At 51.7% G+C, this 12,465-nt stretch carries 12 protein-coding genes; 9 read left to right on the top strand and 3 right to left on the bottom strand.

Annotated elements, in window-relative coordinates; translation table 11 throughout:
• Positions 1-132: 132 nt before the first annotated feature.
• The 6 genes from F0P93_RS16770 (at position 133) to F0P93_RS16745 (ending at position 5,603) form a co-directional block, all read left to right on the top strand.
• Entirely contained in the window at positions 133-1,032 is a 900-nt protein-coding gene (locus F0P93_RS16770; protein ID WP_150877905.1) for a hypothetical protein, read from the top strand.
• 107 nt (positions 1,033-1,139) lie between these two features.
• Positions 1,140-2,063: a tRNA (adenosine(37)-N6)-dimethylallyltransferase MiaA gene (gene miaA, locus F0P93_RS16765; protein ID WP_225309515.1), complete on the top strand. Its 924-nt coding sequence runs from the start codon at positions 1,140-1,142 to the stop codon at positions 2,061-2,063.
• Positions 2,064-2,126: 63 nt separating this feature from the next.
• Positions 2,127-3,110: a polyprenyl synthetase family protein gene (locus tag F0P93_RS16760; RefSeq protein ID WP_150877901.1), complete on the top strand. Its 984-nt coding sequence runs from the start codon at positions 2,127-2,129 to the stop codon at positions 3,108-3,110.
• A gap of 76 nt (positions 3,111-3,186) precedes the next feature.
• Positions 3,187-3,807, top strand: coding sequence for a rhomboid family intramembrane serine protease (locus tag F0P93_RS16755; protein ID WP_150877899.1), 621 nt, complete (start codon positions 3,187-3,189; stop codon positions 3,805-3,807).
• A gap of 51 nt (positions 3,808-3,858) precedes the next feature.
• The gene (locus F0P93_RS16750) at positions 3,859-4,734 is read left to right on the top strand and encodes a LytR/AlgR family response regulator transcription factor (protein ID WP_150877897.1); all 876 of its coding nucleotides are present in this window, start codon (positions 3,859-3,861) and stop codon (positions 4,732-4,734) included.
• 152 nt (positions 4,735-4,886) lie between these two features.
• On the top strand, positions 4,887-5,603 hold the full coding sequence (locus tag F0P93_RS16745) for a DUF2306 domain-containing protein (protein WP_150877895.1): 717 nt from the start codon (positions 4,887-4,889) through the stop codon (positions 5,601-5,603).
• Positions 5,604-5,625: 22 nt separating this feature from the next.
• Here F0P93_RS16745 and F0P93_RS16740 read toward each other — a convergent pair whose 3' ends face one another.
• The 3 genes from F0P93_RS16740 to F0P93_RS16730 form a co-directional block, all read right to left on the bottom strand.
• Positions 5,626-6,399 carry a tetratricopeptide repeat protein gene (locus tag F0P93_RS16740; RefSeq protein WP_150877893.1) on the bottom strand — a complete coding sequence of 258 codons (774 nt, stop codon included), beginning with the start codon at positions 6,397-6,399 and terminating at the stop codon, positions 5,626-5,628.
• 70 nt (positions 6,400-6,469) lie between these two features.
• On the bottom strand, positions 6,470-7,855 hold the full coding sequence (locus F0P93_RS16735; RefSeq protein ID WP_150877891.1) for a DEAD/DEAH box helicase: 1,386 nt from the start codon (positions 7,853-7,855) through the stop codon (positions 6,470-6,472).
• 28 nt (positions 7,856-7,883) lie between these two features.
• Positions 7,884-8,762, bottom strand: coding sequence for a fructosamine kinase family protein (locus F0P93_RS16730; RefSeq protein ID WP_150877889.1), 879 nt, complete (start codon positions 8,760-8,762; stop codon positions 7,884-7,886).
• 84 nt (positions 8,763-8,846) lie between these two features.
• On the opposite strand from F0P93_RS16730, the gene F0P93_RS16725 reads away from it, so the two are divergent.
• From F0P93_RS16725 to F0P93_RS16715, 3 genes are all read left to right on the top strand, one after another.
• The gene (locus tag F0P93_RS16725) at positions 8,847-10,046 is read left to right on the top strand and encodes an anhydro-N-acetylmuramic acid kinase (protein ID WP_150877887.1); all 1,200 of its coding nucleotides are present in this window, start codon (positions 8,847-8,849) and stop codon (positions 10,044-10,046) included.
• Positions 10,047-10,210: 164 nt separating this feature from the next.
• Positions 10,211-11,407, top strand: coding sequence for an L-2-hydroxyglutarate dehydrogenase (gene lhgD, locus F0P93_RS16720; protein ID WP_150877885.1), 1,197 nt, complete (start codon positions 10,211-10,213; stop codon positions 11,405-11,407).
• A 134-nt stretch (positions 11,408-11,541) separates the two neighbouring features.
• Complete coding sequence (locus F0P93_RS16715) at positions 11,542-12,381, top strand: OmpA/MotB family protein (RefSeq protein ID WP_150877883.1); 840 nt, start codon at positions 11,542-11,544, stop codon at positions 12,379-12,381.
• Positions 12,382-12,465 lie beyond the last annotated feature (84 nt).

The following is a 12,465-nucleotide window of genomic DNA, read 5'->3' as shown; positions in this document are numbered from 1 at the left end:
CAAGGGGAGTCGGTCAGGGAGCTTAGGTTGTAATTAAACTAGATTAACTTAGCAATTATACTGTAATTTCCGGTTCTTTCGGTTACTTCCTGCTTTATAGTAGCCGTATAGACAACTTTTTGCGTCAATCCGTTGGAAAACACCTCAATTAAATTTCCTGCTGCTTTTCAGGAGCTTCTTTCGGCCCAACTGACGCTAACGCCGTTCGAAACAACAGCCCATACGCCGTTTTCCCTGTTCCGCGTTGCAGACACCTCTCTTCTTCTGCACTGCATCGACTCGGAGACCTATTCCCGACTCCGGCAGCAAACGGAGGTACGGTATTTTTTCCAGCAGCTTTCCACCCGGTTTTCCATCGACAACCAGCAGTTGATTCATCTTTGGGAAGATGTCTGGCGGCAACGCCCGGCCGTTGTCCTTTCACGCCTTCGGGCGATGGTGGGCCTTTCCGAACGGATTCCGGCCCGGCTGACGCAGGTTCGACGCATCGACAAGCCCACTGCCGGGCGGTTTTTGCAGGAAAATCATTTGCAGGTCGCGACGAACGCCAAATACAAATACGGTTTGTTTCTGCCCGCGCGGTATTTTCGGGTTCTGTCGCCAGATTTTCCCCTACAACCCGCCAACGCGACGGAACTGCTGGTGGCCGTTGCCACTTTTAGCCATCCAAGGTCGATCACCCGCAACGGCATAACGCATCGCTCGGTCGAACTCGTGCGGTTTGCCAATCACCTGAATTGCACGGTTGTTGGCGGACTGGACAAACTTCTGAAAGCCTTTGTGACCGACGTTCGGCCCGACGACATCATGACCTACGCCGACCGCGACTGGTCGAACGGCCGGAGTTACGAAAAACTGGGTTTCAGCCGATTGGAGTTAACTGAACCCAACCACTTCTGGGTTCGTCCGGGCGAGTGGATCCGGCATTATCCCAGTCAGTTGCCCGGCGGTTTAACGGAAATCGAGAGGGCGGATAGCGGGTACATTCCGGTTTATAATGCGGGGAGTGTTAAGTTTGTAAAAATTCTTTAACGGTTTACGGTTTTGGGTTTACGGTATTCGGTGGGCTGACGCATCCATAGCCGCTTGCATCAGCCCACCGAATACCGTAAACCCAAAACCGTAAACGAATCCGCTACTTGAAAACCATCGTCATCCTCGGTCCGACCGCGAGCGGAAAAACCCGGTTGGCCGTGCAGCTTGCCCGGCGGCTGAAGGGTGAAATCATCAGCGTGGATTCCCGGCAGGTCTACCGGGACATGGACATTGGCACCGGCAAGGATCTGGACGAATACCGAATTGATAATCAATCGATTCCGTATCATCTTATCAACATCGTCGACGCGGGTAGTGATTACAATTTGTTTCAGTATCAACAGGATTTCAACCGCGTTCTGCCCGAAATCCTGGCGCGGGGCCACGTTCCGATCCTCTGTGGCGGTACCGGTTTATACCTGGAAGCGGTTTTGAAAGGGCATCGGTATACGGCTATTCCCGTCAATCAGACCTTGCGCACGGAACTGGAAACGAAAAGCGACGACGATTTACTCGAACGATTTCGGAACGTTCCTTCCGAGTATAGCAATCTGGCCGATACGTCCACCCGCAAGCGGCTGATTCGGGCGATTGAAATTGCGACGTATTTAACCGAAAATCCGTTGACGGATCTGTTGGCCCCGGTTTCGCAACCCGACGCGGTGGTTTTTGGAATCGATTTACCCGTCGATGTTCGGCGGCAGCGAATCACCGACCGCTTGCTCCAGCGGTTGCAAAATGGTCTGATCGACGAAGTTCAACGCTTACTGGAAAGCGGGATTCCGGCCGAAAAACTGATTTTTTACGGATTGGAGTATAAATTCATCACGCAGTTTCTGCACGGCGAACTGGATTATGCGACCATGACCGCCCGGCTGGAAACCGCCATCCACCAGTTTGCCAAGCGCCAGATGACGTTTTTCCGCAAACTGGAACGCGACGGTTTGTGCATTCACTGGCTCGGCGGTTTACAGCCAACGGCGTACTTAGTTGATCGTATCCTATCTGAAGCACAGGCTATTTCCTAAACTCTTCACTCATAACTCCTAACTAGTAACTCCCATTCCGGCAGTTTTCCGTATTTTTGAGCCATGACCCAAACCACCAACCCGCTTGTTTTTTTAGAAGCGCTTCATCAGGAGATTCAACAAACGAAATACGGCCAGCAACCCGCCGAATTATACGACCCGATCAGTTACATCATGAACCTGGGCGGCAAGCGGATGCGACCGCTGCTGACGCTCATGGCCGCCTACCTGTTCGGGGACAACTGGCGAAAAGCCCTCAAACCCGCCGTGGCCGTTGAGGTTTTTCACAATTTTACGCTCATGCACGACGACATCATGGACCAGGCTCCCCTGCGCCGGGGTCAGCCGACGGTGCACGAGAAATGGAATCACAACATCGCCATTCTGTCGGGCGACGTGATGCTGGTCAATGCCTACGAATTGCTGCTGGATGTCGAAACGCCGTACTTGAAAAAAGTGCTGGCCCGCTTCAACCGCACAGCCGCCGAAGTTTGCGAAGGCCAACAGTTCGACATGAATTTTGAGACCCGCTGGGATGTTTCGGAAGACGAGTACATCGAGATGATCAAGCTCAAAACGTCGGTTTTGCTCGGTTTTGCGCTCGAATTGGGCAGCATCATTGCTGGCGCCGACGACGTGGAAAGCCAGCGGCTGCGCGAAGGCGGTATCAACATCGGGCTGGGATTCCAGTTGAAAGACGATCTACTGGATGTCTACGGAGATCCGGCGAAGTTCGGAAAGCAGGTTGGAGGGGATATTATTGCCAACAAAAAAACGTTTTTACTCATCGAAGCCCTGCAACAGTCGGGTGGCGCGTTGAAAAATGAACTCATCGGCTGGCTCAGTGCAACGGAATTTGACAAGCAGGAAAAGGTTCAGGCCGTCACCGCCATCTATGATCAGCTCGGCATCCGGCAACTGACGGAAGCCCGAATCAATGACTTTTTTACGCGGGGCTTTGCTAATTTCGAACAACTTTCGGTCGATCCGGCCCGGAAAGCCCTGTTGCTGGATTTTACAGAACAGCTTATCGGACGGGAAAGCTAATAATGAAAGACCAGGCTTCGTCTGAATTTCTGCCTGATTACCCCGTACTCGCCAACTTCTTACTCCACAACACGTTATGACCGTTACGCTTGCCATTATCGTTATTACCGGACTCGTGAGCTTTTACGCCTGGCGAAACGAGTCTTTTCTGGACAGTATGATTCTAAACCCGCAAAAAGTGCTCAAACGGGGCCAATGGTACCGGCTTCTGACTTCGGGATTCATTCATGCCGACCTCAGCCATTTGCTGTTCAACATGTTCACGCTGTTTTTTTTCGGAACCTTGATCGAGCAGGTTTTCGGGTCCCTGTTTGGTCCTTCCGGACCACTTTATCTGCTGATTTTCTACCTCGTCGCGATTGTGGTGTCTGATATTCCTACGCTGATCCGGCAACGCAACAAATCCAATTACAATTCACTGGGGGCGTCGGGGGGTGTTTCGGCACTGCTGTTTGGCGCAATTATGTTCCAGCCCACCGAAAAGATTTACCTCATGGGCATCATCGGCGTGCCCGGTTTTATTTTCGGCGCCCTCTACATGGGCTATTCCTTCTATGAATCCCGGCGCGGACGCGGCACCATCAACCACGATGCCCACTTATACGGTGCCATTTTCGGAATTTTCGTCGTTGTTCTGCTCTATCCGCCCGTTGTTCCGTATTTTATCCAACAGATTTCGAACTGGAAATTGTTTTGAAAATTGACGATTGACCATCGTCCATGGTCAATCGTCAATCGTCCTCAAACCATGTGGCAGCTACTGAATCAACCGTATCCGTGTGAAGACCCGGTTCGCCGACGGTGGGCCAAGGCGTTTTGGATCGGGGTTTTTGTGGGATTGTTTCTGCTGATTTTCCAACCTTTTGGACTGAATAGCTGGGTAACGCCTTACAAAACCGTCAAAATCCTGGGGTTTGGCCTGATTTCGTTTCTGGTGACGGCCGGTCTCAGCCTGCTGCTGCCAGTTTTTCTCCCGAAGCTTTTCACCAACGAACGCTGGACGGTGGGGCGCGAAATTCTCTGGATAACGGCCCACATCACGCTGATCGGGCTGGTCAACTACTTCTACATCAATGCACTGATCGCCAACCCCATTCACGCGATTGAGCTGTTCGGGATGATCGTCGTCACGTTTGTGATTGGCATCTTTCCTTCGGCGGGGTCTGTGCTGGTCAATTACATTCTCAAACTCAAAAAGTACCAGCAGGCCGCCCGGGAAATACCGGTTCGGGAACACCAGGCAGACAACCCCGGTGCGGAGTCGGCCCAACCGGTTTTGATGACGCTTACGGCCGAAAACGAAAAAGATACGATCAGCTTCCCGCCCACCGACCTGCTCTATATCGAATCCAGTGACAATTATTCGACGGTGGTGTATTTGAAAAATAACCAGCCCGTCAAAACCTTGCTTCGCAGTAGCCTCAGCCGACTGGAAACGCAGTTTGCCGGCAACGCCGTTCTGGTGCGGTGCCACCGGTCGTTCATTGTCAATCTGGAAAAAGTGGAAAAGGTGACGGGCAACGCACAGGGCTACAAACTCCATCTGCACGACGGTTCTTTTCAAATACCGGTAGCCCGGAAATACAATGATACGCTGGTGGCCCAACTCAAATCGATGGCCTGAGCCCTTGCCAAACGTCCCAGCCGCTTTGCCAAACACCCTGAAGCTTGCCAAACGCCCCAAAAAACCGCTATACACCCCGTTAATTTGCCCGATTTAACGGCTCCACGTAGGTTTGTTTCAACGAATTGACACAACTAAACACTTTCGGAGTCATGAATCTCTTGTTAAAACTCATGTTAATTATCCACATCACGGCGGGTTTTCTGGCCTTGCTGGTGGGCATTGTTCCTATGGTATCGAAAAAAGGGGGTCGCCTGCACAAACTAACCGGGCAGGTGTTTTACTGGTGCATGGCCGCAGTCTGCCTGACGGCCGTTTACCTGGTTTTCTTCAAACCCAGCACCTTATTTCTGCTTTTCATTGCGATCCTGAGTTTCTACTTCTGCTTTTCCGGCCGGCGCATTCTGCGGCTAAAAAAAGCACAAAACCGGTTGACTCAAACGGATCAGCTTGCCGCATATGGAGCTTTGGGCGCGTCGCTGGTCATGTTTGGTCTGGGTGTTCAAGCGGTTGTGGGATGGTTTTCGACGGGCAGTCTCTCTACGTTTGGCATCCTCTATTTCTTCTTTGCCGGTCTTCTGTTTACCAATGCCCTATACGATGTCAGGTTATTCCACAATCCGGAAAAAGCCCGGTACGGCAAGATGGAGTGGTTCTTTGGGCATATCAGCCGCATGTGCGGTTCTTACATTGCCACACTAACGGCTTTCGCGGTGGTCAATACCCGGTATTTGCCCGACCATCATTTCATGATCGACATCGCAGCCTGGGTATTGCCGGGGGTTATTGGGGGCATTCTGATTGGTCGGACGATCCGGTACTACATGCAGAAGTTTAATCCGGACCAAGCAAAGACCGTTGCGGTTTAAATCAGCCACCCGTATTGGGTATTTATTTGAAAAAGCCTTTGGGATCGGGCATTTTCTCGCGGAGTTCCTGGAGGTAAACGAAGTCAACAGCGCCCAGATCCAGTGCGCGGCCTTTGTGCAGGTTCTCCCAGGCTGCGGAATAATCGCCCTTGGAAAAATTGGCCCACGACAAGCGCATGAAGGTATTGGCGTTCGTTACGTCGTACTGAAGCGCTTTGTTGAGTACCGAAATGGCATCTTCGAGCAGTTCGGCATCTTTGTTTTCTTTGTACTGCTTGAGTTCTACCGTGGCGAGGTCGGTCATCAGAACGGCATTGCTGTCGGCCACGGCCAGTCCTTTTTTCAGGAGTCGAATCGACTCAGGCATCTTGTTTTGCTGGTAGCTGATAACGCCCAGACCCCAATACGTATCGGAATTTTTGTCGTCCAGAAGCCAGGCGAGATTAAAGCGGTAGGTAGCGGTATCCAGTTGCCCTTCCGTCAGGTATTCCCAGGCGCGGGTCGAGAAAAACTGGCTCGCTTCCTTCCGGTTGGCAAAGCTCTGGTCGCATTCGTTCAAAAACCGCACTTCCCAGTCAATGTGCTTGGCCGATTTTGCCTGTTCCCCAAACAAAGGCGTCACCATGGGGTTAGCTACTGTGCGGCTGGGCTCTTTGGAAACCTCAACAACGGTATCACTCTTACCGGCTTCGACCTTCCGGGCAGAACTTACCAGTGATCCGGTCTGTGCAAAAACGCCCAGGGGCAGGCAAAGCAAAAGACCGAAAAACCGTATTCCTTTTGTCCGATTATTCATGTGACGTTCAACGTACTAACCCCTATAAAACGTAGGGGGATTCAATTTAGTACAAAATATTGAAAAACGGTTACGTCTTCCGGCGCCGGGGTGGGCCGGTTTTGGGTTTGCCACTGCGGGCCGTCGGACTTTTGGGGGCTTTTCCGCGCGTCGACGTGCTGCGGGTGGGCGCTGTTTTGTTGGAATTTGTACGGCCTTTGACGGGAATTCCTTTTTTCTCGTGAAACGCCCCCTTAAACGTTGGATCTTCCTTTTTCCGCTGGTCGTCGATCTCCCGCAGATAATCCTGCTGTTCGTCGAACGGGGTTTCGGTAATCGGCACGGCCTCCGGGATGGGTTCGCGTGGAATCTCCATCCGGATAATTTTCTCAATCTGCCGGATGTGGTACTCTTCCGCCATCGTTACAAACGTAATGGCTTCGCCAGTATGGTTGGCGCGGCCCGTCCGCCCGATCCGGTGGACGTAATCTTCGTAAATCAGTGGCACATCGAAATTAATGACGTGACTCACCAGGTTGACGTCGATGCCCCGCGCCGTCACGTCGGTGGTCACCAGCACCCGAATGTTTCCTTCCTTAAAGGCTTCCATCGAATTGATCCGCGTATTCTGGCCTTTGTTGGCGTGCAGAACACGAATCCGGTCGTCGGCAATGACTTTTCGGGCCAGAAATTTATAGATGTTATTGGCGGTTTCTTTGGAGCGTGCAAACACAATTACCCGGCTGGCGGCTTCGAAACTCATGAGATGGGCCAGCAAGTCGATCTTGGTCCTGAAATTAGGAACGGCGTAGATTTTCTGCGTCACCATATCGGCGGTCGACGCCTGGGGCGTCACCTCTACCCGCATCGGAAACTCCAGAAATTCGTAGGACAGCTCTTCTACTTTTGGCGGAAACGTGGCCGAAAACAGCAGGTTTTGCCGTTTCACCGGAATCACTTCCAGAATTTTCCGGATCTGCGGCATGAATCCCATGTCCATGATTTTGTCGGCTTCGTCCATCACCATCGTCGTCAATTGCTTCACCACGATTTCGCCCCGCGAATAAAGATCCGAAAACCGTCCCGGCGTTGCCACCAGAATATCGACGCCTTTCTGAACGGCTTCAATCTGCGCTTTCGGTCCAATTCCGCCGTAGAGCGCCATATGCCGGATGTCGGTGTATTTGGCCAGTTCCGTAATGGCGGCATCGATCTGCATCGCCAGTTCGCGCGTGGGCGCCAGAATCAAGGCCCGGGGATGTTGCCCCTGCGCGTATTTGATTTTCATCAGCAGCGGCAACAGGTAAGCCGCGGTTTTGCCGGTGCCGGTCTGCGCAATGCCCAGCACATCGTGCCCCGCCATCGCCAGCGGAATGGCCTGTTGCTGGATGGGGGTGGGTTGCTCATACCCCGCTTCCGCGACCGCCGTTAGCAACTGTTTATTGAGCTTAAAATCTTCGAATGAGTTGATTTCCATATAACTACGTAATTTGAACCGGACTGATTCAAAACCGATTCAACACCCGCTCAATCCCACTGAGGTAACCCGTTCCAAACAAGTTGAGGTGTACCAGCAACGGATACAAATTGTAAATCGGGATCCGCTCCTGAAAACCGTCTTCCATCGGAAACGCTTCATCGTAGGCATCGTAAAACCGCTCATCGAAACCGCCAAACAAGGTCGTAAACGCCAGTTCAGCTTCGCGCAAACCGTAATAAACCGCCGGATCGATGAGGGCTGCGTCGCCCTGCTCGTTCACCATCACATTGCCCGACCACAAATCGCCGTGTAACAAGGCCGGGCGTTCGACCGGTAATAAATCAGGAAGCCGTTGGTATAATTTCTGAAACTTAGCGTATAACTCTTTCGAAATAAGTCCTTTGTAAAGAGCCATACCGGCCTGCGGCTGAAGACGCTGTTCGATGTAAAACGTGATTCCGTTGTCTGTTAATGTGTTGCTTTGCAGCAGCGAACCGATGTAATTATCAAAGTGTAATCCGAATTTGGACTGCGTGTGTGAATGTAACAACGCCAGCGACTGCCCGAATGATTCCCAGTAGTTGGATTTAGGCACGACCGGATCGATGTATTCGAGCACCAGATAGGTCTTGTCGCGGTATTTTCCGTAGCCAATGACTTCGGGAATGTAGATGGCTTCCGTTGACCGGAGCAGGTCCAGCCCGCGCGCTTCCCACTCAAACATGTCGACATTCTCTTCGGGGTTCCATTTTACGAAAAACAGCCCTTCCGACGAAAAAACCTGCGCAGCCGTGTTGACATTACCACCCACCAAAAACCGGGCTTCCAACACCTCGACCGATCGGCCCAGGGTCTGGAAAAATACCCCCTCAAAAAAATCAAACTGTTCTTCTCCCAGCCACATCGCTAGTTACTGTTTCGGTTGTCGTGGTTCACTGTTTCGATTTACAGTTTCAAGTTGGTACTTTTGCCAACTTGTCCCCGCGCTATGAACATCCAGATACAACACCTTTATGAATTGGCCCAACGCCCGGAACGCCGGATCGTCGGGCTGATGTCGGGTACTTCGATGGACGGTCTGGACGTGGCCCTTTGCCATATTAAAGGCTTTGGCCCCCAAACCGACGTGTCGCTCACCCATTTCGAGACCGTTCCGTATACCGACGACCTGAAGGCGGAAATACGGAAAGTTTTTGCCAAAAAAGAAATTGATTTTCAACATCTGTGTCTGCTCAATGCCTGGATTGGGCAATTGCACGGCCAAATGGTGACCGACTGCCTTCGCCACTGGAACCTGACGGCCAGCGATGTCGATCTGGTGGCCAGCCACGGCCAGACGGTTTTTCACGCGCCCAAAAGCCAGCACAAACTCGCTCAATTCCCGAATGCAACGCTCCAGATCGGTGACGGTGACCACGTTGCCGTGACCACGGGCATCATAACCCTCAGTGATTTTCGTCAGAAACACATTGCCAAAGGGGGCGAAGGCGCTCCACTGGCCGTGTATGGCGATTATTTTATTTTTTCAAAGAAAGACGAAAACCGCCTGATGCTCAACATGGGCGGTATTGCCAATTTTACCTACCTGCCGGGCAACCTGGACGCCAACGAAGTCTTTACGACCGATACCGGCCCCGGTAACACGCTCATCGACGCCTTTACCCGGCAGCTTTTCAACAAACCGTACGACGCCGATGGCCGGATTGCCGCCAGCGGGTCCGTGAATCAGGATTTAGTGCAACTATTGAAAAAAGATTCGTTTTTCAAGGCTTCCTTTCCAAAAACTACAGGACCGGAAGTATTTAACCCCGATTACGTCGAACAGGCGCTGCAACGCAGCCAGACCGGCAACCACCTGACGCCCGAAGATCTGATTGCAACCCTGACCCGGTTCAGCGCGGAAACCATCGCCGAAGCCATTCAAACCGTCATCAAACCGGGGGAATCGTATGTCGTTTACCGCAGCGGGGGCGGCATGCACAACCCGGTTCTGACTGGCGCGATTCAGGAATTGTTGCCCGACTGCCGCTTCGCCAACACCGACGATCTCGGTATTTCCGGTGATGCCAAAGAAGCCATTCTATTTGCGGTTTTAGCAAACGAAGCCGTCGCAGGAGGCTTCACGTCGTTCGGCAATCGGCAGGGCGTTCCGACGGTGTCGATGGGCAAGGTTTCTTTTCCGAATTAAATAGTAAGCGGTTTTTTTTTGCTAAAAAACGCTAAATGTAAAATGATGAATATCAAATGTAAAAGTGTTTCAGCAACGCATTCTTAACTTTTACATTTGATATTCATCATTTTACATTGATTATTCTGTTTTTATGATGTTTCATCCTCCAAAAGTAAAGTGACATGAATGACATCATTATCATCGGGGGCGGTATTGTCGGGCTGGCGACGGCGCTGCAAATCAAGCGCCAGCGGCCCGGCCTTTCGGTCACCGTCATCGAGAAAGAAAACCGGCTGGCCGCCCACCAAACCGGCCACAACAGTGGCGTTATTCATTCGGGGCTGTATTACAAACCGGGCAGTCTGAAAGCGACCAACTGCATCCGGGGCTACTGGATGCTGCTCGAATTCTGCGAACAGGAAAATGTTCCGTATGAACTCTGCGGCAAAATCGTCGTGGCGACTAAACCGGAAGAAGTACCACTTCTGGACAATTTATACCAGCGCGGACAGCAAAACGGTCTGGAAGGACTCAAAAAGCTAACGCTGTCCGAAATGCACGAAATCGAACCGCACGTTCGGGGCGTTGAAGGGATGTGGGTGCCGCAAACCGGTATTATCGACTACGTACAGGTGTGCGAAAAATACGCCGAAAAGCTGCGCGAACTGGGGGGAGAAATTCGGCTGGGCGAGAAAGTGACCCAGATCACCCCGGGCAACACGCTCTCGGTGGTGGTGACCGACCGGGCCACCTACGAAACGAAGCTGGTCATCAACTGCGCCGGGCTGTATTCCGACAAAATCGCGCAACTCACCCAACGCCAGGAGATTGACGTCCGGATTATTCCCTTCCGGGGCGAATACTTCAAGATCCGACCTGAAAAAGAATACCTCGTCCGGAACCTGATCTATCCGGTTCCGGACCCGAACTTTCCTTTTCTCGGCGTTCATTTTACGCGCATGGTGCACGGCGGTGTCGAAGCCGGGCCGAATGCGGTTTTGGCGTTTCAGCGGGAGGGCTACCGGAAGTCGGATATTAATTTAAAGGAGATGTACGAAACCCTGAGCTGGCCCGGTTTTCAGAAAGTAGCGGCCAAATACTGGGAAACGGGGCTGGGCGAAATGTACCGGTCTTTCTCGAAGTCGGCTTTTACGAAAGCCTTGCAGGAATTGATTCCTGAAATTCAGGAAAACGACTTGATGGAAGGCGGTTCGGGCGTCCGCGCCCAGGCCTGCGACCGAACCGGCGGCTTGCTCGACGACTTTGCGATTCTGGAAACCGACCGGGCGATCCACATCTGCAACGCGCCGTCTCCGGCGGCCACCTCTTCCCTGTCAATCGGGCTGACGGTCTCGGAAAAAGCCCTGGCGCGGTTTTAAAAGACCGAATAATTAGAAAAAGCTTAAAAAGAGAAATAATGCAAAAATCCATTTGTTACCTTCCCCATTTGCTTCGTAACTTGCAGAGCTTTAGCGTTAACCCTAAAATAATTTTATTATCCCTAACAAAAAATATGAAAAATTTCCTGCTTGCCATTGCCCTCTTAACCGTAATTACCTCCTGTAAAAGCAAAAAGCGATTAGCTGAATTGCAAACCGTTCATGATAAAGTAAAAATGGAATTGGAAGATTGCGCCAAAAAAACGGCCAGTCTGCAGAGCACCATCGGAACCAAAGACGCGGAACTACTCACCAAAAACGGCCAGATTACGGATTTACAGAGCCAGTTGGATTACCTGAAAAAAACCAACACAAACCTGTTGGACCGGATGGCTGATCTGTCGATTGTCAGCAAAGCGGGTGCCGAAAGCATCCGTCGGTCACTGGAAACGCTCTCGAATGTTTCCTCTTCTGCCCAAAGAAGAGATTCCATCAACCTGTTATTGGTGAAAAACCTGAAACGGTCTCTGTCCGACATCAACGACAGCGATGTACAGGTGGAAGTGAAAAAAGGCGTTGTATACGTTTCTATCTCCGACAAAATGTTGTTTCCTTCCGCCAGTTATGTGCTGAACAAACAGGCAGAATCGGTATTGGGTAAAGTAGCGCAGGTGATCAACGACCACCGCAACCTGGATGTGCTGGTGGAAGGCCACACGGACGTTTACCCGATCTCGACGCAATTCCTGAAAGACAACTGGGATTTGAGCGTTATGCGGGCAACTTCGGTGGTTCGGACCCTGCAAACCCAGTTTGGCGTAGCACCGTCCCGCTTAACGGCGGGTGGGCGTTCGGAATTTATCCCGAAAGAAGACAACACCACGGAAGCGGGTCGTCAGGCCAACCGCCGGACCGAAATCGTTCTGTTGCCAAAACTGGACGAATTCTTCAACCTGCTGACGGAGCAGAAATAAATTAAAACAATGCTGATTCATCCCAAAATTTGGGGTGGTTTCTGCAAAAGTAAGAAAAGCTCCTGTTGTGTGGTTTTGCGGCCA

It is taken from the genome of Larkinella humicola (assembly GCF_008727875.1).
Classification (GTDB): Bacteria; Bacteroidota; Bacteroidia; order Cytophagales; family Spirosomataceae; genus Larkinella; species Larkinella humicola.
Note: the sequence above shows the minus strand (reverse complement) of the source record. Positions and strands in the feature narration are given on the sequence as shown.